Genomic DNA, 22,279 nt, shown 5'->3' on the forward strand with positions numbered 1-22,279 from the left:
CCCAATTCTGCCTATCGTTCGACGGTAAAGGTAATGTCCGTGCCGGGAACGTAGCTTACGCCTTTGTTGTCCTTCTCCGCACCACCGTTGTCTTCACGGTCGTCGCCGACACTGTAAACCACGTAGCCTTTCGTGAGCGTTTTGTAACGGAGTGGTTTTCCATCGAACGGGTCGGTGGGAACGGACGGGAGGAACGTGGGGACGAGATCGTCGAGTTGGATTGGAAGCTTGCCGTTGGCGAGTCGATAACGTTCGACGGCAAGGGCAGCTTGTGCGTCGCGGATCTTCGCGTCGCTTCGCGCCGGTTTATTCACTGCACTACCGAGGATGGGTAGTACCCTGCGGGAGACGAAGCGCCATCGGCTTAGGTGTTCCAGCTTCTCATTCACAGCATGGAAGGCTTCAATGCTTTCTGGGGGCAGAAGGTGCGTTGCCTTCACATAGCGTTCCATATTGTCGAGATACTCTCTCTCATCCAGTTCCGGTAGGCCCGTCGCGGTGTATACTGCGGTCAGGAAGCGAGGCCTAAATGCGTCTCCATTCTCCGTGTACGGCAACTCGTTGGGAGGAATCCTTCCCTTGCGTACACCGCGAAAAACATCAACGTGCATGCAACGTTCCCCAGCAAACGCCCGTGTAAACGCCAGGTGGTTCTCCGATTCTTCAATCGCGGCGGCCAGCTTCGCGAGTTGCGTATCTGTTAGGGGCATTCTATTGAGGATGCGTTCAAGACTGTCCAAGGTGATGTCCTGACACGCGATGTGAACGAGGTAGGAGATGAGAGTCGGTTCCTGATTCAACGACCGCGCTACACCCAGTGAAGCGACAACGGATTCGACTGCCGACTGTGGTTGTTGTTCCTCCGTGTATTGAATCGCCTCGAGTTCGAGCAGCCGTGCGGCCTGACGAACAGAAGTCAGATGGGGCAGAAGCGTCCTCACACCGTTGGCCAAGTCGATGGGGTAGCGGCAGGATTTCATCGAGGCCGCTTGGTGAAGGAGTCGTAACGCCTCCGCGTTTTCGGAAAGATACTCGGCGACCAACTTCTGCATCTCGGGTGCCAACGGTTCCGTCCTTGGCGGAAGCCTGGACGATCCAACGACGGGCAACAGGTCGCGCTTCGACTTCGGAGGAGAGGAGAATTTTTTTCTGTCTTTGGCATCGGCGGGCATGGAGAATTGCGCATCTTTGTTGGTCCACATCGCAGAGTGCGCGAACGCCTCCCGGAAAACATCGGCGGCATTTTCGCCGGCAGGCGGTTGTGGATACCACTTATCGAGCTCGGCGGACGTCGCCGGAAACCCTGCGTGATGGATTGCATCGATTCTTGCCTGAATCTCGCGCGACAAATGGTAGCGATAAACAAAGTACATCGCGATGAAGCCCACGAAGATAAGCAGAACGATCTTGAGACAGCGTGTCTTCCGATTTGGCGGGACTGGTGTTGGTGGGCCGTTCATGTCGTCGGCTCGGCCTGATACAGAAGTCTTGTAGGGGTTCCGCGAGGCGAAGTCGATTCAAAATGTGAAGTGGTGTTCACTCACCACCATTTCCCCTACTTGACTCCGATGTAGAGTCCCCTGCCCTTCATCAAACCATTTCGGACAAACTTCGCACGGAGTCCTGCCTGTCGCATGAATCGAAGAATCTGTCGTGGTTCAAACATGCTGAGTTCATGGCGATCAACAAAATGCCTCACCGTTTTGTCCTTTTCGGCGACGAGATAATGCATCTCGAGGATGGAGACATTGCCGCGGGCTTTAGAAACGTCCAGCCGCGCGATTTTGATGTCATCGTCGCCATAGGTTGTCATGTGCGGAAGACCTTTTTTGAAGATTTCTTTCGTCAGCCACGGTTCGATGATGACCACGCCGCCTTTCTTCAAGTGGCCTCCAAAATTCAGCAAGGTGCGTTTCAAGTCGGCGGCGGTCTTTACATATCCGATCGAACTGAACAGGCAGACGATCACGTCGAATTGTTTTTCGAGATTGAGCGTGACCATATCCGCCCGTTGGAACCGAACGCCTTTGATGTTCTGACGGGCGACACGCAGCATCCCAGTACTGATATCGGTTCCCAGCACGCGGAACTTATCTTTCAGGTACTGAATGTGCTTTCCCGTCCCACAAGCGACTTCCAGCAAGTCGTATCCTTTCGACCTCTTGTATTTCGTAATCAGCCGCTGAATGGTAGCGGCCTCTTTCTGGTAGTCCTTCCACGAATAGATCAGGTCGTAGTATCGGGCCAGGTCAGTGTAGAGGATTGGCGTGCGCATGGTGACCAACTAATCTGCCACTGAAGGAATAGCTCAACGAGCAAATTCTGGCGCGAATCCGACTTCCAACCCCCTGAGAATATCAGCAAGCGCGGCCAGAGAGGAGAGCCTCATTAAAGCTCTAGACATCGTATTCCGATAATGGTATCGTTCGAGGTGTGAGTATTTGCGATGAGAGAGCCTACTTCGCGAGGGCGCTTTCGCCGTCGCGCTTTGCGCTATGGCGGATTCGCTGCTGTGCGCAGCTCGAAAGAAACATGCCATTCTACCAAACGAACCCACCGGTGAGGGGTTTTGGAAGACTTTTAGGGTCGTTTTGGGAGAAAATCACCGTGGATAAAGGCATTGCGAACCGTTCCCCCATCTGCCCCTGCGCTTCACAGAAGCGCAGCTACAACAGGCTCGGGTCCGGTGCCAGACATTGTATATCCAATTTGGATTGCCCGAGGGAGGGATTTGGTGTATAAGTCCTTCCCTGCTAGGGCACCAGTGGTTCCTAGAAGGAATTGAGATTCCGATGAATAAACACGCAAATACCTCGGCCAAGAGCCGGGCGAAAACTGCCGCGCCGATTGTCGAACTCGGCGCTGAATCGCACGCGCCCATGCGCGGTGCGGATATCCTCGTCAAATGCCTCGAACGCGAGGGTGTGGACGCAGTGTTTGCGTATCCCGGCGGCGCGAGCATGGAGATGCACCAGGCGCTGACCCGCTCGAAGATCATTCGCACGGTTTTGCCGCGCCACGAGCAGGGGGGCGCGTTCGCCGCCGAGGGTTACGCCCGCGCGAGCGGCAAATGCGGCGTCGCCATTGCCACCAGCGGGCCCGGCGCAACGAACCTGGTCACGGGCGTTGCCGACGCCTACATGGATTCGATTCCGCTGATTTTGATCACGGGCCAGGTTCCGCGGCCAATGATCGGCAAGGGCGCGTTCCAAGAGACGGATGTATTTGGTCTGGCGTTGCCCATCGTCAAGCACAGTTACCTCGTCATGAACGTCGAGGACATCCCGCGCGTCGTCAAAGAGGCGTTCTATATCGCGAACACAGGTCGGCCCGGTCCGGTCTGGATCGATATCCCGAAGGACGTGCAGCAGAGCATGTGTAAGCCGGTTTACCCCGAGAAGATCAATCTGCGCGGGTACAATCCGGACAAGAAGATCAGCGACATCGCGGTCAACGAGATCGCCGGGCTCATTGAAAAGAGCGAACGCCCTGTCATCTACGCGGGCGGCGGCATCATCTCATCCAACGCACACGAGGAACTGCTGGCGTTCGTTGAGAAAACGGGCATCCCGATCGCCACGACGTTGATGGGCATCGGCGCGATTCCGACCGACCACGAACTTTCGATGAGCTGGCTGGGCATGCACGGCACTGTCACCGCGAATTATGCGGTCGACAAATCCGATTTGCTGTTGGCGCTCGGCGTCCGTTTTGACGACCGCGTCACCGGCAAGGTCAGCGAGTTCGCCAAGCACGGGACCATCGTCCACATCGACGTCGACCCGAGTGAGATCAACAAGAACAAGGTCGCGCATCTGCCGATCGTCAGCGACATCAAGTACGCGTTGCAACAACTCAACCGGGTTGTCAAAGGCAAGCAACAGTTCAAGGCGTGGCACACGCAGATCGCGGAGTGGAAGAAGCAGTACCCCTTCCGCTATCGCGTTACCGATGAGGTCTTGAAATCGCAATACGTCCGCGATTTCCTCAAGGGCGACGTCAACGAGATCGTCATGCCGCAGTATGTGGTCGAGTTGCTCAGCGAATTAACCAAGGGCGAGGCGATCCTCACCACGGGCGTCGGCCAGCACCAGATGTGGGCGGGACAGTATTACAAGTTCAAGCATCCGCGCTCGTTCCTGACATCGGCGGGGCTCGGCGCGATGGGCTACGGCTATCCCGCGGCGATGGGCGCGAAGGTCGCGTTCCCCAACAAGGAGGTCGTGGACATCGACGGCGACGGGTCATTTTTGATGAACATCCAGGAGTTGGCGACGGCGCACATCGAGCGGATCGCGGCGAAGGCGCTGGTCCTCAACAACCAGCATCTCGGCATGGTTGTGCAGTGGGAAGATCGTTTTTATGATTCGAACCGTGGCCACACCTATCTCGGCGACCCGCAAAACCCGCACAAGGTTTACCCGGACTACGTCGCGATCGCGAAGGGCTTCAACGTTCCCGCCGAACGCGTGACGCGCAAGAGCGAATTACGCGCGGCGATGAAGCGGATGCTGGAGTCGAAGGAGCCGTACGTCCTCGATGTCATTGTGCCTTTCACGGAGCACGTGCTGCCGATGATTCCGTCCGGCAAGACGGTCAAGGACATCATCATCGAAAAAGATGCGAAGCCCGTTCTCGGCACCAATCTCGGGCTGTAACCGGCAGAGTTTGCTGTTCGCGCACGGTTTTTGTGGTCGGGACTGCCGCCACTCGGTACAATCTGCACAATGGATCGACCATGGATTCGGACAACGCTCGTGTTGTGTGTGTTTGCCGCAATCTTCATTGCGCTGACTGTCAGCAGCTACACACAGCATTCTGCGACTGTTGACGAGCCACAACATTTGACCGCCGGCTACACGGCGCTCCGCCTCCACGATTACCGTCTCGACCCGGAACATCCGCCGTTCCTGCGCTTGTGGGCTGCGCTGCCGTTGTTGGCCATGCCCGACGTGCGGCTCGATACCAATACCGTCTCGTGGCAGACGGGGCAGGCCTGGGATTTCAGCCATCACTTCCTTTACGAGATCAACGATGCCGACCACCTGCTCTATCGCGCCCGGTTCATGACTGTCCTGCTCGGCATCGTGTTGGGCGTGCTCGTCTTTAGTTGGGCGAAGGAACTCTTCGGCTTTTGGACGGCAGCCGCCGTCCTCACGCTGTACTGCCTCGAACCGAATATTCTCGCCCACTCCGGCATGGTAACGACGGACCTCGGTGTGACCTGCTTCATCTTCGGCGCGCTCTACTTCCTCTGGCGCCTGTCCCGTATGTTGACCATCAGCAACGTCGCGGGCCTGGCCATCTTTTTCGCGCTCGCGCAAGTTTCCAAATTCTCCGGGCTGGTGCTCGGGCCGATTGTTGCGCTGCTGTTAGTGCTGCGCTTTCTGCGCCGAGCCGCCTGGCCCCACCAGTTTGGCAGCCGAGGCGAACTCCGCTCGCTTCGGGCCAAGCTGCTCACGATGGTCGCCATCGTTTTGCTCCTGGCGGTCAGCTCGTACATCGCTGTCTGGGCAGTTTACGACTTCCACTACGGCCCGACGGTCCCCGGCGCCGACCTCATTCTCTTGCAGAAGAACCCGCAACTCCTCGACCGTGTGCGTACCACGTGGGTCATCGCCAATTGGTTCGACGAACATCGGCTCCTGCCAGACACCTATGCGCGCAGTCTGGTCCTCGCCCAGGTAAAGGCCCAGCGACGCTCGGCCTATCTGGCGGGCGAATTCAGTCGCACCGGTTGGTGGTATTATTTTCCCGTGGCATTCCTGGTGAAGACATCGCTTACCGTGCTTTTCCTTTTTACTTGCGGTCTGGTACTCAGCATGAAAACACGCACCCGCTGGAAGAGTGAGGACGCATTTATCGTTCTGCCAATGCTAATCTATCTTGGGGTCGCGATGATGGCGCATCTCAACATCGGTCTGCGCCACCTCCTACCCATCTACCCGTTGGCCCTGTTGGTCTGCGGATTTACCCTGGAAGAAATGCGCGTACGGTGGCGTCCCCTTTTCCTCCTGGCGCCCATTGCGGTGGCCTCTGTCGAACTTGCCCTAGTCTATCCTCATTACCTGGCGTTCTTCAATCAACTCATCCGCGGACCCGCAAACGGCCATCTGGTACTGCTCGACTCCAACCTCGATTGGGGCCAGGATCTCAAGCCCCTGAGGCGCTGGATGGACGCGCACCATGTCGAAGAGATCAACCTCAGTTATTTCGGCACGGCGGATCCTGCCTACTACGGGATTCGCGGCGCACGATTGCTGGGGTCGCCGTCGTTCCTGGGGGCGCAAATTACGGAGCCGCGTCTGCCCGGCTATGTTGCCGTGAGCGTACAGAATCTGCACGGCGTGCGGCAGGACGAATCGCAGCGTGAATTCTATGCGCCTTTGTTGGAGCGGGAGCCAACTGCCACCATTGGTTACTCGATTCACGTCTATTGGGTCGAAACCAATTGGTGGTACAATTCGCGGCCATGAACGTCCCCGAATGGCGTCGCTCCGCCATCACTTTGCTCGTCTTCGCGGCTGTTTTCATTGCCCTGACCGTCAGCAGCTACACGCGTGAGTCGGCAACCTGGGATGAACCGCAACACGTGGTCGCGGGATACAACGCCCTCCGGTTTCACGACTATCGCACTGATCCGGAGCATCCGCCCTTCATCCGTATGTGGGCTGCCTTGCCGCTCCTGGCAGTGAATGACATCAAAGTGGACCGCTCGAAGATCGACCAAACTACGCCCTATTCATGGGTGACGCAGGGGCAGTTCTTCTTCTGCCACGACGTATTTTATGTCGCGAACGATGCCGACCGCCTCTTGTACCTGGCGCGGTTTATGATCGTGGTGCTGGGCGTATTGCTGGGCGTATTGCTGTTCTGTTGGACCCGCGAACTACTGGGGTTCTGGCCCGCTACGATGGTGTTGGGGTTGTACACTGTTGAACCGAATCTCCTGGCTCATGCGCGTCTGGTCACAACTGATTTTGGTGTGACCTGTTTCATCTTTGGCACAATGTATTTCCTCTGGCGGACGACGCGGTTGTTGAGTTTCAGTAACCTGTGCGGACTGGCCGGGTTCTTCGTGCTCGCTCAGGTCAGCAAATTCTCGGCACTCTTACTCGGCCCGATTGTTCTGGCATTGCTCGTGGTGCGCACCTTCCAGGAAAAACCATGGGTGGTGTCTCTTGGCCGGCAATCGGTTGCGCGCAATCGTGTGGGAAAACTGGCAATCACGTTGTCTATCGTTGCCATGCTCGCCGCTGCAACGTGGTTGGCAATTTGGGCAGTCTACGACTTCCGCTACCTTCCCTCGGCTTCTCCCACCTGGCGTTGGGATTTCCAACAGGATCCCATTATTCTTCAACGTGCCCCGCTGCTCGCGAAGGCTGTCGGGTGGGTTGATGAACATCGGCTGCTGCCAAACGCGTATGTCCAGGGCTTCCTGCTCGGGCAGGTGAAGGCACAGAAGCGCAGCGGGTTCTTCGCGGGCACCTACAGCATCAAAGGCTGGTGGTATTTCTTCCCAGTGGCATTCCTTATCAAGACTCCCATTGCCGTGATCCTGCTCTTCTTCACTGGCGTCGTGCTTTGCGCGGTGCGCTGGCGACGTTTTCTCGATCACAATGCGTACGTGCTCTTGCCGCTCGCCGCATTTCTGGGAGCGGCGATGATGATGAACCTGAATATTGGCGTTCGTCACATCCTACCCATCCAGCCGCTGGTGTTGCTGTTGGCGGGCAACGCCACCGCGGAATTATACGCCAGCCAACGGAAACCCCTGCGCATGCTGCTGGGCACGCTCGGTCTCCTGGCCGTTACGGAACTCGCGTTCGTCTGCCCACACTATCTCGCCTTCTTTAACCAATTCGCCGGCGGCCCGCGAAATGGACACGAATATCTCGTCGATTCCAACCTTGATTGGGGACAGGATTTGAAGAGTCTAAAACATTGGATGGACGAGCACGAAGTGCGACACATCAACTTGAGCTATTTCGGCACGGCGGACCCTGCCTATTACAAGATCGATTGCACCTACCTTCCCGGTGGTGCGTTTTTTGACGAGCCATTGGTGAGAAATCCACAACTACCGGGCTTCGTCGCCGTGAGTGTCACCAACCTCCGTGGTGTTTATTTTTCGGAACGCTCGCGAAACATTTACCAAGGGTTGCTGGAGACGGCACCGGTCGCGGTGATTGGTTATTCGATCTATGTGTACCAGGTCGAGCGTCCGTGGTGGCAGTAGAGGCTTACTCGGTCTGTCCTTCTTCACCCTGCTCGGTGAATTCGTCGCCACCCTCCTGCTTCATGCGCTTGAGTACCTCCGACATGTCTTCGACCGCGCTGAATACCTTGGTCGCGACATAGATGGGGCTCTTCTGCTGGACAGCCAGCGCGATGCAGTCACTCGGGCGGGAATCGATCTCCAGGATTTTCTTGCCAAGTTCGTTTTCTGCGCGCAGCACGAGGCGCGCGTAATACGTACTGTTCTTGAGGTCGTTAATAACGATGCGCTCTACTTTTACCCCCAGCCCGGTGAAAATGTGACCGATGAGATCGTGGGTCAGCGGGCGCTCCTTTGGAGTGCTGCGCAGGAACATCGTGATGGCCGCGCCCACGCTATGGTCCACGTAAATGACAAACGTCTTCTCGTCGTTGCCTACAAAGACAGCGCAGCCGTTGGTTGTCGGCAGCACGCCCTTCACCTGGACTTCAACAACGTCGTTCTTCACGGGGGTATCTTAAATGCCTTTCTGCGGAAAGGCAAACCGCTCTCAGCACGATTAGAAGAGGCAAATTGCAGCCGTGATTACTGTGGAATACTGGCCCTGGGGATGGCCGACCGCCGTCTGGGTGCAATTGCTGGTACGCACGATCTTACCGCTCATCCGAAACACCTGCTCTTTCTCATCCCAACTGGCGTCCTCATTAAAATCCACGCCCAGCGTCGTGCCCAGCATGGCCGCCGCCATGTCCTCGGAAAAATTGCCCGCCGTGGTGTCGTTCATGCCATACGCGTGCAATTCGCTAAGGTAGCCGTACGCATCCTCATCGGCGGGTTGGGCCACGCCGATCGATGCCGCAATGAGTCGATGCGGCTCATTCGTGGAAAGACGCGCGATGACGGCGAAGGTGATCTGCCCGGGCTGCAGTAGTTGCTCGCCCTGCTTGCGGGAGATGATCTTGCAGCGCGGCGGCAAGATGCTCGATACAGTCACGAGGTTGCACTTCTCGATACCCGCATCGCGTAACGCCAATTCGAAGCTGCGCAGCTCGTGCTTGTGAGTCCCGACGCCTTTGGTCAAGAATATCTTCGATGGAACAAAATGCATGTGGTTATTTCTCGCCTCCGGGCGGAAGAGAAACAAATTTCTTGCAGCAATGCAAGAAATTCATCATGGTTCTGAAGAATTTTTTACATGCCAACCAAGACACAGATCGTCACGATCGGCCTCATTCAGATGCGTTGCATGTCCCAACCGCAGGCAAATCTGCGGAAGGGACTTGCCCTCGTCGCGAAAGCGGCGAGACGCGGCGCTCGAATAATCTGTCTGCCGGAGCTCTTTCGCTCGCTGTATTTTTGCCAAACAGAAGATCACAGTCAGTTTGCGCTCGCCGAACCGATTCCCGGTCCCACGACCACTGCGCTCGCAAAGGCCGCGCGCCAGCATCACGTCACCATTGTGGGCTCGGTTTTCGAGAAGCGCTCGGCAGGCGTTTACCACAACACCGCCGTCGTCCTCAACGCCCAAGGCAAGCTCGTGGGCAAGTACCGCAAGATGCACATTCCTGACGATCCCCTGTACTACGAGAAATTCTATTTCACTCCTGGCGACCTCGGTTTTCAATCATTCGCAACCAAGCATGCCAATATCGGCACGCTCGTTTGTTGGGATCAATGGTATCCCGAAGGCGCCCGGCTCACCGCGTTGAAAGGCGCGCAAATTCTCTTCTACCCGACGGCTATTGGTTGGCACCGTAAAGAAAAGGCGCAATTCGGGAAGAAGCAGCATGAAGCATGGGTTACCATCCAGCGCTCCCACGCCATCGCCAACGGTGTGTTTGTGGCCGCGCCCAACCGCATCGGACGGGAAGGTACGGTAGAGTTCTGGGGTGGCTCGTTCGTTTGCGATCCATTCGGCGAGATAATCGCCGAGGCCAGCCACGACAAGGAGGAAGTACTCGTTACGAAATGCGACCTCCGCAGAATTGAGGAAACGCGCCAGCATTGGCCATTCCTCCGGGATCGCCGCATCGACGCCTACGGCGGCATCACTCAACGTCTTCTCGACTAATGCCCGCGAAAACGCCACGCGAACTCGGCTATCGAATGCCCGCCGAGTGGCAACCGCACGCGGCAACCTGGCTGAGTTGGCCACGGCCTGACGGCATTAGCTTTCCCGACCGCTATCCGGAAGCGCTCCCGACGCTGGGCGAAATGGTCCGAACATTGGCGCCTCATGAGCGTATCGATATCAATGTCCGCGACGAGGGAGTCGAAGCCATTGCACGCGAGGCCATCGGCAACGTCAGAAATATCTTCTACCATCACATTCCCTCGTATGAACCATGGTGCCGCGACCATGGGCCCATTTTTGTGAAGCGCGGCCACGAACTCGCCATCGTGGACTGGGACTACAACGCTTGGGGCAGCAAATATCCGCCGTATGACGACGATGATGCGGTGCCGCGACGCGTCGCTGAGTCCTTGGGTTTGCCGGTGTTTAGCCCCGGCATCGTGATGGAAGGGGGCGCCCTTGACGTCAACGGCGTAGGAACTTTACTGACCACCGAGTCCTGCCTGCTCAATCCCAATCGCAATCCGCATCTCAAAAAGCAGCAAATCGAGCAGTATCTCCGCGATTACCTTGGCATCACCAACATCCTGTGGCTCGGGGATGGAATCGCCGGCGACGACACGGACGGGCATGTGGACGATCTCGCACGGTTCGTAAACCCGACCACCGTTGTTACCGTCGTTGAGCCGGATCCGCAGGACGACAACTATTGGCCGCTGCAAGAGAATCGGAAACGGCTCCAGGCAATGCGCGATCAGGATGGAAACCCTTTGCGGGTTGTCGAACTGCCGATGCCGGGTGTGATCGAATATGATGGCCAGCGGTTGCCAGCAAGCTACGCGAATTTCTATATCGCGAATGGGGTGGTTCTGCTGCCGACGTATTGCAATCCGAAAACCGATACGACCGCAAGAGAGACGCTACAGAGGATCTTTGTGGACCGACGCGTGGTAGGTATCGACAGCACAAACCTGATTTGGGGACTCGGATCCTTCCACTGCCTCACGCAGCAACAGCCCGCAAGCTAGCTACGGTTCCAGAACTACGGTCCAAATCCGTCATTGACGGTCGAAACCATGTTGTTCGTCTTGCCACCGATGCTTTGTAGAATAACTACTGCTGCAATCGAGACGAGAAAGAGAAGGACAGCATATTCCGTCAGACTCGCGCCTGACCTCTTCTTTAGCGTTCTGCGCAACTTCTGTGGCCGTGTGTTCATTTATCCAACACCGTGATTCCTACGAAAACCTCACCTTAATCATACAGCCTTTATCGAGAATTGCCAACAAATTCGATTGTTTCGGACGAATGTGATTCTTGGAACGAGAAATACCCGATTCTGCCCTAATGGCTTGGTGTCCATCAATTTGCTGTCGTTCTTAACAAAACGACGGTTACCACCACTGGCAGGGAACGTCACGCGTTTGAAGCCATTTTCCAAAGCCCCTGCCATCGTGAAGCGCTAACGGGCATCACACTGAGCCGCCCTATTCGAACCAGCTCAAAATCCAGGAATCCCCGCGCTGTCTTGATTTCCGCCAGCGTGACGGGCCGTGGCAACTTCTCCCGCGGCTTCAGATCAATGACGGCGAGTTTCGGGTCATTCTCTTTCGGATCGGGATAGGGATCGCTCGTCACCTCGGCAATCCCGACGATCTGTTTCTCGTCGCCGGTGTGGTAGATGAACGCCAGATCACCGCGTTTCATCAATCGCAGATGTTTCAGGGCCAAAGCGTTCGCGACGCCATCCCAGACCGCGTGCTTGTCGCGCTCCAAATCGGCAAAGGAATACGTACTTGGTTCCGTCTTCAATAACCAGTGATTCGGCATGGCTTGTCACCTCACTCGTATTCTCACACCCCCGCGACACATTTCAATGTGTGTCGATCCGATATTGAGCACCCTTTCCTGCTTCCGCTTGGGCGCTCTTGAAAATCAGCGCCCCGTCCTTTTTCTTGTCCACATCCGCCTCGATCTTGTCGCCTTCCTTGAATCTACCGGAAAGGATTTCCAGCGAGAGGACATCCAAAATCCTCTTCTGGATGACGCGCTTGAGCGGGCGCGCGCCAAATACCGGGTCGTAACCCTCACGCGCGATCAACTCTTTCGCCGCGTCGCCAACACGGAGGGTGATGTTCTGATTGGCAAGCCGCTTTTGGACGCGCACGAGTTGGATGTCTACAATCCGCTTGATGTCCTCCTGTGTCAGCCCGTGGAACAATACGACCTCGTCCACGCGGTTAAGGAACTCGGGTCTAAAATGGACTCGCAAGTCATCCATGACCTGTTGTCGCACCGACTCGGCATCCGATCGCCCCTCGGCGAAGTATCGCGAGCCGAGGTTGCTGGTCATGATGATAACCGCATTCTTGAAGTCCACAATCCGACCCTGTCCATCTGTCAGTCGTCCGTCATCAAGAACCTGCAGCATCACATTGAACACGTCATGATGCGCCTTCTCAATCTCGTCGAAAAGTACCACGGAGTAGGGCCGGCGGCGCACCGCTTCCGTCAACTGCCCGCCTTCCTCATAGCCGACGTACCCCGGAGGCGCGCCGATGAGCCGCGCAACCGTGTGCTTCTCCATGTACTCACTCATGTCGATACGTACCATGGCATTTTCGTCATCGAAGAGGAACTCCGCCAGCGCGCGCGCCAACTCCGTTTTACCCACGCCGGTTGGCCCAAGGAAAATGAACGAGCCGACGGGCCGATTGGGGTCCTGCAGGCCGCTACGCGCACGCCGCACCGCATTCGACACGGCGACAATCGCATCCTCCTGCCCCACCACCCGCAGCCGCAGCCGCTCTTCCATGTGCACCAGCTTCTCACGCTCTCCTTCGACCAACCGCGAGACAGGAATGCCCGTCCACGTCGCCACGACCTCGGCAATGTCGTTCTCCGTGACCTCTTCCGTCAGCATCTTGGAACTCTTCTGGAGCTTCGCGAGTTTCGTGTCGGCTGCTTCCAGTTTCTTCTCCAACTCCGGTAACCGCCCGTACTGAATCTCACTGGCCTTCCCAAGATTTCCCTCGCGTTTCGCCTGCTCGATCTGTTCCTTGGACACCTCAATGGCCGACTTCAAATCGCGAATCTCATTGACCACTGCTTTTTCGTTTTGCCACTGCGTCTTGAGTTTCTTACCCTGCTCTTGCAGGTCGGCAAGTTCCTTTTCCAGTTTCAGCAAACGCTCCTTGCTGGCCTTGTCACTCTCCTTCTTCAAGGCCGCGCGCTCGATCTCCAACTGCATCACGCGGCGCTCAATCTGGTCGATCTCGGCCGGCAGCGAATCCAGCTCAATTCGCAAACGTGAGGCCGCCTCGTCCACCAGATCAATCGCCTTGTCAGGCAGGAACCGGTCCGCGATGTAGCGCTGCGAAAGGACCGCGGCGCTGACAAGGGCGCTGTCCTGGATACGCACCCCGTGGTGCACCTCATAACGCTCCTTCAACCCGCGCAGAATCGCGATCGTGTCCTCCACTGAAGGTTCACCCACGAAAACCGGCTGGAACCGACGCTCCAGCGCGGGATCTTTCTCGATGTGTTTGCGGTATTCGTCCAATGTCGTTGCGCCGACCGTGTGCAGTTCGCCACGAGCGAGCGATGGCTTGAGCATGTTTGCCGCATCCACGGGCGCACCCTCGGCCTTGCCGGCACCGACAATTGTGTGTAATTCGTCGATGAACAGGATGATCCTGCCTTCACTCGCGATGACTTCCTTTAGGAACGCTTTGAGCCGATCTTCAAACTCGCCCCGGTATTTCGCGCCCGCGAGCATCGAGCCAATGTCCATCGCGATCAGCCGCTTCCCTTTGAGACCCTCGGGTACGTCGCCACTGACGATCCGCCGCGCCAGGCCTTCCGCAATGGCTGTCTTGCCGACCCCAGGGTCGCCGATGAGCACCGGGTTGTTCTTCGTCCGGCGGGAGAGTACTTGCATGACCCGACGAATCTCGGCGTCACGGCCAATGACCGGATCGAGTTTCCCGCGGCGCGCTTCGTCAGTCAGGTCACGCCCGTACTTGGTGAGCGCCTGGTATTTGTCTTCCGGATTTTGGTCGGTTACCTGTGTCGTGCCCCGGACTTCGCGCAACGCCTTCAAAATCACACTCGTGGTCACGCCGTGTGGTTTAAGAAGATTCGTCGTTTCGGCAACGCCCAGCAGAATGTGCTCCGTGCTGACGAACTGGTCCTTGAGCTTATCGGCCTGCGCGAAAGCGGCGTCGAGCGCAGTCCGCAGCGCTTTGCTGAGGTAAACCTGCGTAGAATCAATGCCGTGCACCTGTGCACGGCGCTTCAACGAATCCCCCAGCCCACCCAGGATCGTATCCGGGTTTGCGCCGAGTTTGTCCAGCAGCGGACGCACGAGGCCGTCGGGCTGTTCGATCAGCGCAGAAAGCATGTGTTCGCAATCAACCTCCTGGTGGTTGAGCTTCTGCGCCATCTCCTGCGCTGATTGTAAGGCTTCCTGGGCCTTGATCGTAAGTTTATCGAAGCGAATCATGGATTGAAACCACTTTAGCACCTCGAATGCCACCATGCAAAACGCGCCGCCGCTGCCCGTTTTCCCAGAAGGCGCTGGCGCAGACTGTCGCAGCCGGCCACAGATGTCACAGTCCCATCTGTCAACTTGACGCACTAGGACGTAGCGGTCAGGCGCGCGCGTAGTTCGGCGAGTTGTTGCTCCAACTCGTGAACCTTGGCCAGCGTTTCGGGAAGACGCTGGACGGCGGCGTTGACGCGCTTGAATTCCTTATGGGGTACGGCAGGAGCCCCAAGCACCATTGCGCCGACGGGTACGTCCTTCGTGACACCGGCCTGCGCCATGACAATACTCTTGTCGCCGATGGTCAGATGCCCCGCAACGCCGACCTGACCTGCGATGGTTACCTGGTTGCCGATATTGGTGCTGCCTGCAATACCAACCAGTGCGCAGATGATGCAATGCTCGCCGATGGTACAGTTGTGGCCGATCTGCACGAGGTTGTCGATCTTCGTGCCCTGACCCACGCGGGTCCGACCGAAGCGACCGCGATCAATGGTCGTGTTGGCGCCGATCTCAACCTCGTCACCAATCTCGACGTGGCCGATCTGGGGAATCTTCCGGTGCCTGCCTCCGAGAGTCTCGTAACCGAAGCCGTCGGCACCCAACACAACGCCACAATGCAGGATCACGCGATCACCCACAGCCGTCCGCTCCCGCAAACTGACGTGGGCGTACAGCAGGCAATCCGCACCCAAACAACTCTCGTGACCGATGTAACTACCCGCCCCAATGATGGTACGGTCGCCGATGACAGCACCGTCTTCGATAACGACATGCGGCTGAATGGACACATCCCTGCCCAGTCTTGCGGTGGGTGAGATAATCGCCGTTGGATGAACGCCGGGTTTATAAGAGACCGGGGCCGGCGCAACCTGTGAGGTCAATCTGGCAAAGGCTTCTGAAGGATTGCCAACACGGATGAGCGTGCCTCCGAACGCAACATCCAGATCCTGGCCGACAATCAGGACCGAGGCCCGGGTGATTTTGACAGCGGGCAGGTATTTTGGGTTGGCAACGAAGCTGACGTCGCCGGGCACGGCCTCGCGAATACCCGCGAGACCAGTCACTAACTGCTCGGGGTCGCCCGTCAGCGCACCCCCCACCATGTGCGCAATATCACGTGCCCTTAGCTGCACACTTACTTCTTGTCGTCCTTCTTCTTGTCGTCCTTCTTCTCGGCTGGCTTGGGTGCCTCTGTCGTCTTCGGCTGGTTCTTGTTCAAGACCTTGATAAGATCGTCAGTAATGTCCAGCGAGTCCTGGCTGAACAGGATGGTGGGAACGGCATTGGCCGTGGTGCCCGACTTGTCCAGCACGAGCTGGTAACCGGCGTCCCGCGCTTCCTTGTCGATGACGTCCTGGATCTCTTTGACAATTGTCTGGCGCATGCGCAATTGCTGGTCCTGCAGAATCTTGCCGTGACTGGTGCGGTATTCCTCAAGGTCACGCTGAATTTTCTGCGTTTCGGCCAGCTTCTCCGAAACTGCCTTGCGCTTTTGCTCGCGCACCTCGGCGGTGTATTCGGGCTTGTCCTGGTCCTCGCGCAACTTGTTCAGTTCTTCGATCCCCTTCTTGTAATTGTCGACCATTTCATTGAGTTCCTTGTTGAAGGATTCGGCTGTATCCTTGATCTTTGCCGAGGCGATCGGTGTCTTGTAATAGTCGGTGAAGACCTTGTTCAAATCAACGGTGACGATGCGCCCCGTCGGCGCCTGCGCCGACGCTGTGAACGCCAGCGCGACAGAACTCATGGCGACGAATGCGATAATTGTATTTTTCATCTTGTTCACGGAACCTTTCCTTTATTCTCTCCGATTTTGTGCTCCCAGCATATCAGAATTGGTAGCCGACACTAAACTGAATTTTTCCACTTCTTCCGGTGAACTTGTCCGACATGATCGGATAGGCATAGTCCAAGCGCAGTGGCCCAATTGGTAAATTAAGCCGCATGCCAATACCGGCATCTGATTTCAGATCACTAAAGGTAAAATCATAGGCGTTTTGGTAAACGTTGCCGATATCAAAAAAGAAGGCTCCGCGTACTTTCTCGACAATCGGATAGGTGTACTCCGCCGTCGCATTCACAAAAGTGTTTCCACCAATAGGATCGTTGTTGCCGTCCTTCGGGCTGACCTTGCGGAAAGCAAAGCCGCGCAACGTATTTGCGCCACCAAGAAAGTAGCGGTCGAAAATCGGGACGGGATCAATCGCGCGCGCAACCGTGCTGGTCACCCCGCCGCTAACCACGGTCTCGATCACGTTCGATCCGGCATTCCGGGTCGAACCAAAAGCATCCACCACGCCCGCGGCGCCGACCAGTTGCAACACCTGTTTGTCGAAGAACGGAAAGTAAAACGAGGTCTTCGCGTTCAGCTTGTAATCAGAAACGGTGCCCCCTAACGGCCCTCCAGCCACCTCCGCGCTTACCTCCGTGCGGTTGCCCCGTGTCGTCAGGAACACGCTGTCCCGGGTATCATAAACCAGCGTTCCGGTGATCGAACTGCGCGTGTTGGACCCATTCTGCGACTGCAGTTCCTGGGAAGCCAGGTGGTCCACGGTCAAATCGATGTCCTGAACGCCATATTCGATCCGTCCCCGGATGAATTCGTTCAAGGCTTTTTCGAGCCACAAATCAATACCGGTTCGTTGTTCGCTATACTGCGTGCTTAAGAAGTTACTGTTATGATGAAACGCGTCGAAACCCAGCGATAACTTCTGGTCGAGGAACCACGGCTCGACGAACGAAAGGACCTCGTCCTGCCGTTTGAAACCAACCTGCAGGCGCAAACGCAGCTTCTCGCCCCCGCCCGTGAAACTCGGCCAGTTGAAGAGATCAAAATTACCCTGGGTAATCTCGACGAAACCAAGCAGGCTGTCGATGGAACTGAATCCCGCACCAAACGTCACCGAGCCGGTGCGCTGCTCCTCCAGGTTGAGCACCAAATCCTTTCGGTTCGGCACGTCGGTCGGCTCGGGAGTCGCCTCGACCTTCGAAAAATAGCCGAGGTTCTTGAGGCGTTCGACGCTGCGGTCCACTCGCACCGTATTGTAAATTTCACCCGGATTGACCGCCAACTCGCGGCGAATCACCTTGTCCTTCGTCTTGGTGTTACCCCGAATCTCGATCTTTTCGATGTACGTCAGTTCGCCCTCGCGAACGGCGTACGTCATATCGATACGGCCGGTCTCGACGTTGGGCACGCGTACCGGGCGCACGCTCGTGTCCAGATAGCCACGCGCGCCGTAATAGTCTTCGAGTGCCTTCTGGTCGGCTGACATCGCGGTAGGCGTGAAGGTTTTCCCCGAGGTCATTTTGAGGTGCTTCTCCAAATCCGGCGTCGGGAAGAGTTTATTCCCATCGATCGTGACGGCCCCCACCTTGTACTGTGTGCCTTCGTAGAGATCGATGGTGATCACCATCCACTGGGCGCCAATCCGCTCGGTGTGCGTGCCGCGGATCTCCATGTCGATGTACCCGTTGGAGTCGTAAAAGTCGCGAAGCTTGTCGAGGTCTTCCTTGAAGTCCTCTTCCTTCAACACACCCGTGCCGGCCAGCCATGACCCCCACCAGTGACGCCGCGTCTTCAGGATCTTCAGCAGGCGGCCGTCGGCGAAAGCCTTGTTGCCGGTAAACTTGATCTGCTTAATGAACACGCGTTCACCTTCATGCACCTTGAACCTCAAGATGGCCTTGCCCGTGTCCTTGTCGACGCTGACTTCGTAGATGACCTTGATATCAGGGTAACCTGACTTCTGGTAGAGTTCCTCCATCTTGCGGGCGTCATCGTGGGCCTTGCGCTCGTCCAGGCTGTCTCCCACTTTCTGGCTGTACTCGCGTTTCAAGCGTTCCTCCTTGAAACGCTTGTTCCCCTCCATGGTGATTTCCTTGATCGTGGCCTTGCCTTGGACCTGGAAAACGATCCGCACGCCGTCCACCATCGGTTCTTCCAGCACTCGCACATCGTAGAAGTAGCCGGTATTGATCAGGTTGCGAACATCCTGCTCGATCATCTCGCGGGAGCGCGGTTTGCCAACCGCCGTTTGGATATTGGCCATCACCACCGAGCGGTTGACCGTTTCAGGCCCGCTAAACCGCACCTCGATCTCGCGGACAAGGACCTCCTCGGGTGCTTCTTGGGCCCAGGAAAGCTTGCTCGGAACAACAGCGGCGAAGATTGTGAGCAGCCCCCACAGCAGCCGCCTCATTCCTCGTTCCCTTCACGGCTTGGGATATCTTCTTCGCTCACCAGTGCCTGATCCTCGAACCTTGTGTATTCGCTCAGGAAAGTCAGGTTTATCTCGCCGGTCGGGCCGTTGCGCTGCTTCGCGATGACCAAAACCGCCTTGCCCTTCTCAGCGGCCTTGTCCCCTTCCTCCTCCGCATAAACTTCCGGACGGACTAAAAGACCCACCACATCGGCGTCCTGTTCAATCGCACCTGACTCGCGCAGGTCCGAAAGGCGTGGTCTGCCGCCTTCTCGCGCCTCGGGTTGGCGGTTCAACTGGCTTAGTACGATGATCGGAATCTTCAGTTCCTTCGACAGCGCCTTAACTCCCGACGAAATATCCGCAATCTCCACCTGACGACTGAGATCGGCCCGCCGCGATGGCGCCCTCATCAACTGCATGTAATCAATGATCAGCAACCGAATGTCGTGCTGCTGCTTCAGCCGGCGGGCACGGGCGCGGACTTGATTGATCGAGAGCCCGGCCGAGTCGTCGATAAACAACGGCGCTTTCATCAACTGGCTTGCCGCGGTGGTCAGCGGGTGAAAATCACGTTCGCTGAGGAACCCGTCGCGAATCTTGCGCAGGTTCACCTTCGCTTTCGAGCACAGCATGCGCTTGACCAGTTCCTCGGACGACATTTCCAGGCTGAACACGCCGACCGGAATGTTGTGGTCGATCGCGCAGTTCTCCGCGATGTTCATCGCCAGCGCGGTCTTGCCCATCGACGGGCGCGCGGCGATGACGATCATCTGGCCGTTGTGCAGCCCGGACGTCATCCGGTCCAACTCCCGGAAACCCGTGGGGATGCCGCTGATCGCGCCGCGCTGGTCATACAACTTTTCAATGCTGGCCATCGCGTCCTTGATCATGTCGCGGACGGGGCGCGCGCCGGTGGCGGTCTTCTCCGCCGTGATCTCAAAAATCTGCTGCTCGACTTCGTCGATCCACGTCTTTACATCATCCTGCTGTTCGAATGAACGCGCGATGACGTCATGCGCCGCGCCGATCAGTTGGCGCAACAAATGTTTCTCCCAGACGATGTCGATGTAATGCTCGACATTGGCCGTGGTCGGCACACGCGTGACCAGGTCACTCAGGTAGACGGGACCGCCTATTTCTTCGAGCTGGTTCTTGTCCTGCAGTCGTTGCGTGAGCGTGATGAGGTCGATCGCCTGCATGGCGTCCTGCAACACGGCGATCTCGCGGAAGATGACACAATGGGCGGCGTAGTAGAAATGGTTCTCGCTCAAGCGCTCGCGCACCTGCGAGCCAGCTTCCGCCGGGCTTAGCAACATCGCGCCGAGCACGGCCATCTCGGCGTCCAGGCTGTTAGGGAGAACGCGGTCGAGAACGAGCGCCGGAGCTGATTTGGACTTCCCAAAAGGTTGGGCTTTTCCGGGACTATAGCTCCGCGTGGCGCTGGCCCCTCCGCTTTGGCCGGCGTTTTCGGATGCGAGAGGGTTGGTCGAAGCCATATAGCCGTCCCCACGAACTCTTGCGGCTATTTCTTCTTATCGGCTTTCGGTGTCTTCCTGCCAGCTTTTTCGTCCGTGCCCGTGGATTTTGTGGCCGAGGCGCCGCCCCCATCGGGGCCGACGACCCAAATCTTCACCTTGGTCACGACTTCCGCATGCAACTTCACGTCCACGTCATACACACCCAATTCGCGAATCGGATGCTCAATCACAATCTTGCGCCGATCCACCTCGATACCTTCCGTTTTCAAAGCATCGGAAATGTCCGCGGAAGTCACGGAACCGTAAAGCTTGCCGTCCGCGCCCGCCGCAGCCGTAATCGTGTAAGACTGCTTCGTCAGTTTCGTGAGGATGGCCTTCGCGTCATCCAGTTGCGCGGCCAGGGTGGCTTCGCGCTTCTTTTGCAGCGATCCTACGCGGCGCAGGTTGCCCGCGGTCGCTGGCATGGCCAGGCCTTTCGGGAACAGGAAGTTTCTCGCGTAGCCGTCAGCAACGGTGATCGTGTCGCCCTCGGCCCCGAGGTTGTCAACGGGAGCGGTCAAAATAATCTGGGTGCTCATGGTGATTGTGACTCCGTCTTATCGTACCAGCAACATCACACGCGCGCGCTTGATCGCGGTGGCAAGCTGGCGCTGGTGTTTGGCGCAATTACCCGAAATTCGCCGCGGCAGGATCTTGCCGCGCTCGGTCATGAACTTCTTCAGCAAGTCCGCCTGCTTGAAGTCGATATCGATCTGGTCCATGCACAATTTGCAGTCGCGCTTGACGATGACATCGCGCTTGTTCCTTCGGCCTTCCGGACCGCCTTCTCGGCTGTCACGGCTGTCAAAATTTCTCTCCATCATCTGTTGGGTTTCCTATCCTGAATGAATGATTACGATTCCTATTGCTCTGCCTAAAATGGAATATTGTCGTCCTCAGCGGGCGGCGCATCCGGTTCCCCGGCGTCGCGCGCGGCGGGCGCTGCGGACCGCGCACCGCGACTGGCCGGCCGTGCGGGCGCCTGATCAGCAGGTGATTCGTCCTTGAATTCTCCCCGACCACCGCCACTCGGCGCGCCCAGAAATTGCACCCGTTCAGCCACTACTTTCAACTTGTTGCGCTTCTGGCCGGATTCCTTGTCCTCCCAGCTATCCAGCTTCAAGCGCCCTTCGACAAACACAGGGCGGCCTTTCGAGAGGTACTGACCGGCCGTTTCCGCCTGACGTCCCCAGACTTCGACGTCCACGAACGTGACTTCCTCTTTCTGCTCTCCCGTCTCCGTCGTCCAGCGGCGGTTGACCGCCAGGCCAAGATTCGCCAATGCCGTGCCTTTGGGCGTGTACTTCACCTCCGGATCACGCGTCAGGTTGCCCATCAAAAGCACTTTGTTGTAGGAGGCCATGCGATTTATTTCTCAACCACGCCCGTCGTCGGGATCCGTCGCGGCTTGCGCGGCGGCGGCTCGGGCGGCTGTATCGAAAGCTCCCAACGGAACACTTCCGGATCCAGGTGGAATTTCGCATCCAGTTCGGCAATCGCCGTCGGTGGTGCGTTGAAAACAAAATTCACATAGAACCCGGAGCTGCGCTTGTTCGTTTCGCGGGCAAACGCGCGCGCGCCCATTCGTTGCACCTTGTCCACTCGTCCGCCAGCGTGCTCGATGTTCTTCTGGATCTTGTCCACGAGTTCCTTCGACACCTCTTCCTTACCAGCGGCGTCCAAAATAAACAATCCTTCGTATGTCTTCAACGTCTC

At 57.3% G+C, this 22,279-nt stretch carries 19 protein-coding genes; 5 read left to right on the forward strand and 14 right to left on the reverse strand.

What is annotated here, in order from left to right; genetic code table 11:
* Positions 1–11 precede the first annotated feature (11 nt).
* Both VNL17_06085 and VNL17_06090 read right to left on the reverse strand, forming a co-directional pair.
* Positions 12–1,460 carry a hypothetical protein gene (locus VNL17_06085; protein HXI83643.1) on the reverse strand — a complete coding sequence of 483 codons (1,449 nt, stop codon included), beginning with the start codon at positions 1,458–1,460 and terminating at the stop codon, positions 12–14.
* A gap of 95 nt (positions 1,461–1,555) precedes the next feature.
* Positions 1,556–2,275 carry a class I SAM-dependent methyltransferase gene (locus tag VNL17_06090; protein HXI83644.1) on the reverse strand — a complete coding sequence of 240 codons (720 nt, stop codon included), beginning with the start codon at positions 2,273–2,275 and terminating at the stop codon, positions 1,556–1,558.
* Between the two features lie 604 nt (positions 2,276–2,879).
* On the opposite strand from VNL17_06090, the gene VNL17_06095 reads away from it, so the two are divergent.
* The 3 genes from VNL17_06095 (at position 2,880) to VNL17_06105 (ending at position 8,239) form a co-directional block, all read left to right on the forward strand.
* Positions 2,880–4,658 (forward strand): thiamine pyrophosphate-dependent enzyme, encoded by a 1,779-nt coding sequence (locus VNL17_06095; GenBank protein ID HXI83645.1) that lies wholly within the window; start codon positions 2,880–2,882, stop codon positions 4,656–4,658.
* A gap of 69 nt (positions 4,659–4,727) precedes the next feature.
* Positions 4,728–6,476 (forward strand): hypothetical protein, encoded by a 1,749-nt coding sequence (locus VNL17_06100; protein HXI83646.1) that lies wholly within the window; start codon positions 4,728–4,730, stop codon positions 6,474–6,476.
* Complete coding sequence (locus tag VNL17_06105) at positions 6,473–8,239, forward strand: glycosyltransferase family 39 protein (protein ID HXI83647.1); 1,767 nt, start codon at positions 6,473–6,475, stop codon at positions 8,237–8,239. Before VNL17_06100 ends, VNL17_06105 begins: the two co-directional genes overlap by 4 nt.
* Positions 8,240–8,243: 4 nt before the next feature.
* Here the strand turns inward: VNL17_06105 and VNL17_06110 are convergent, their stop codons facing one another.
* On the reverse strand, positions 8,244–8,726 hold the full coding sequence (locus VNL17_06110) for a bifunctional nuclease family protein (protein ID HXI83648.1): 483 nt from the start codon (positions 8,724–8,726) through the stop codon (positions 8,244–8,246).
* A gap of 51 nt (positions 8,727–8,777) precedes the next feature.
* Complete coding sequence (locus VNL17_06115) at positions 8,778–9,326, reverse strand: arginine decarboxylase, pyruvoyl-dependent (protein HXI83649.1); 549 nt, start codon at positions 9,324–9,326, stop codon at positions 8,778–8,780.
* 87 nt (positions 9,327–9,413) lie between these two features.
* On the opposite strand from VNL17_06115, the gene VNL17_06120 reads away from it, so the two are divergent.
* Both VNL17_06120 and VNL17_06125 read left to right on the forward strand, forming a co-directional pair.
* Positions 9,414–10,289, forward strand: coding sequence for a carbon-nitrogen hydrolase (locus tag VNL17_06120; protein HXI83650.1), 876 nt, complete (start codon positions 9,414–9,416; stop codon positions 10,287–10,289).
* A complete protein-coding gene (locus VNL17_06125) occupies positions 10,289–11,320 on the forward strand; it encodes an agmatine deiminase family protein (GenBank protein HXI83651.1) in 1,032 nt (343 codons plus the stop codon). The genes VNL17_06120 and VNL17_06125 overlap by 1 nt, the downstream gene beginning before the upstream one ends.
* A 388-nt stretch (positions 11,321–11,708) precedes the next feature.
* On the opposite strand, the gene VNL17_06130 is transcribed toward VNL17_06125, so the two are convergent.
* The 10 genes from VNL17_06130 to rpsF all read right to left on the reverse strand — a co-directional run bounded on the left by VNL17_06130 (position 11,709) and on the right by rpsF (position 22,273).
* Positions 11,709–12,122, reverse strand: a complete 414-nt coding sequence (locus VNL17_06130; protein HXI83652.1) for an EVE domain-containing protein — start codon at positions 12,120–12,122, stop codon at positions 11,709–11,711.
* A gap of 43 nt (positions 12,123–12,165) precedes the next feature.
* Complete coding sequence (gene clpB, locus VNL17_06135) at positions 12,166–14,793, reverse strand: ATP-dependent chaperone ClpB (protein HXI83653.1); 2,628 nt, start codon at positions 14,791–14,793, stop codon at positions 12,166–12,168.
* Positions 14,794–14,930: 137 nt separating this feature from the next.
* Complete coding sequence (gene lpxD, locus VNL17_06140) at positions 14,931–15,974, reverse strand: UDP-3-O-(3-hydroxymyristoyl)glucosamine N-acyltransferase (GenBank protein HXI83654.1); 1,044 nt, start codon at positions 15,972–15,974, stop codon at positions 14,931–14,933.
* Between the two features lie 2 nt (positions 15,975–15,976).
* Positions 15,977–16,618 carry an OmpH family outer membrane protein gene (locus tag VNL17_06145; protein HXI83655.1) on the reverse strand — a complete coding sequence of 214 codons (642 nt, stop codon included), beginning with the start codon at positions 16,616–16,618 and terminating at the stop codon, positions 15,977–15,979.
* Positions 16,619–16,670: 52 nt separating this feature from the next.
* Positions 16,671–19,043, reverse strand: coding sequence for an outer membrane protein assembly factor BamA (bamA, locus tag VNL17_06150; protein ID HXI83656.1), 2,373 nt, complete (start codon positions 19,041–19,043; stop codon positions 16,671–16,673).
* Positions 19,040–20,542 (reverse strand): replicative DNA helicase, encoded by a 1,503-nt coding sequence (dnaB, locus tag VNL17_06155; protein ID HXI83657.1) that lies wholly within the window; start codon positions 20,540–20,542, stop codon positions 19,040–19,042. The genes bamA and dnaB overlap by 4 nt, the downstream gene beginning before the upstream one ends.
* Before the next feature lie 26 nt (positions 20,543–20,568).
* Complete coding sequence (gene rplI, locus VNL17_06160; GenBank protein ID HXI83658.1) at positions 20,569–21,102, reverse strand: 50S ribosomal protein L9; 534 nt, start codon at positions 21,100–21,102, stop codon at positions 20,569–20,571.
* An 18-nt stretch (positions 21,103–21,120) separates the two neighbouring features.
* Positions 21,121–21,387 (reverse strand): 30S ribosomal protein S18, encoded by a 267-nt coding sequence (gene rpsR, locus VNL17_06165; protein ID HXI83659.1) that lies wholly within the window; start codon positions 21,385–21,387, stop codon positions 21,121–21,123.
* Between the two features lie 50 nt (positions 21,388–21,437).
* A complete protein-coding gene (gene ssb, locus VNL17_06170) occupies positions 21,438–21,926 on the reverse strand; it encodes a single-stranded DNA-binding protein (GenBank protein HXI83660.1) in 489 nt (162 codons plus the stop codon).
* Between the two features lie 5 nt (positions 21,927–21,931).
* Positions 21,932–22,273, reverse strand: coding sequence for a 30S ribosomal protein S6 (rpsF, locus tag VNL17_06175; GenBank protein HXI83661.1), 342 nt, complete (start codon positions 22,271–22,273; stop codon positions 21,932–21,934).
* Positions 22,274–22,279 lie beyond the last annotated feature (6 nt).

It is taken from the genome of Verrucomicrobiia bacterium (genome assembly GCA_035577545.1).
Taxonomy (GTDB): domain Bacteria; phylum Verrucomicrobiota; class Verrucomicrobiia; order Palsa-1439; family Palsa-1439; genus Palsa-1439.

Excerpts from the sequence above, each read along its gene's own strand:
- bamA (HXI83656.1), bottom strand. The coding sequence starts at position 19,043 with ATGAGGCGGCTGCTGTGGGGGCTGCTCACAATCTTCGCCGCTGTTGTT.
- dnaB (HXI83657.1), bottom strand. The coding sequence starts at position 20,542 with ATGGCTTCGACCAACCCTCTCGCATCCGAAAACGCCGGCCAAAGCGGA.
- VNL17_06095 (HXI83645.1), top strand. The coding sequence starts at position 2,880 with ATGCGCGGTGCGGATATCCTCGTCAAATGCCTCGAACGCGAGGGTGTG.
- VNL17_06115 (HXI83649.1), bottom strand. The coding sequence starts at position 9,326 with ATGCATTTTGTTCCATCGAAGATATTCTTGACCAAAGGCGTCGGGACT.
- VNL17_06085 (HXI83643.1), bottom strand. The coding sequence starts at position 1,460 with ATGAACGGCCCACCAACACCAGTCCCGCCAAATCGGAAGACACGCTGT.
- VNL17_06100 (HXI83646.1), top strand. The coding sequence starts at position 4,728 with ATGGATCGACCATGGATTCGGACAACGCTCGTGTTGTGTGTGTTTGCC.
- rpsR (HXI83659.1), bottom strand. The coding sequence starts at position 21,387 with ATGATGGAGAGAAATTTTGACAGCCGTGACAGCCGAGAAGGCGGTCCG.
- VNL17_06105 (HXI83647.1), top strand. The coding sequence starts at position 6,473 with ATGAACGTCCCCGAATGGCGTCGCTCCGCCATCACTTTGCTCGTCTTC.
- ssb (HXI83660.1), bottom strand. The coding sequence starts at position 21,926 with ATGGCCTCCTACAACAAAGTGCTTTTGATGGGCAACCTGACGCGTGAT.
- VNL17_06145 (HXI83655.1), bottom strand. The coding sequence starts at position 16,618 with ATGAAAAATACAATTATCGCATTCGTCGCCATGAGTTCTGTCGCGCTG.
- VNL17_06125 (HXI83651.1), top strand. The coding sequence starts at position 10,289 with ATGCCCGCGAAAACGCCACGCGAACTCGGCTATCGAATGCCCGCCGAG.
- VNL17_06090 (HXI83644.1), bottom strand. The coding sequence starts at position 2,275 with ATGCGCACGCCAATCCTCTACACTGACCTGGCCCGATACTACGACCTG.
- rplI (HXI83658.1), bottom strand. The coding sequence starts at position 21,102 with ATGAGCACCCAGATTATTTTGACCGCTCCCGTTGACAACCTCGGGGCC.
- VNL17_06130 (HXI83652.1), bottom strand. The coding sequence starts at position 12,122 with ATGCCGAATCACTGGTTATTGAAGACGGAACCAAGTACGTATTCCTTT.
- VNL17_06120 (HXI83650.1), top strand. The coding sequence starts at position 9,414 with ATGCCAACCAAGACACAGATCGTCACGATCGGCCTCATTCAGATGCGT.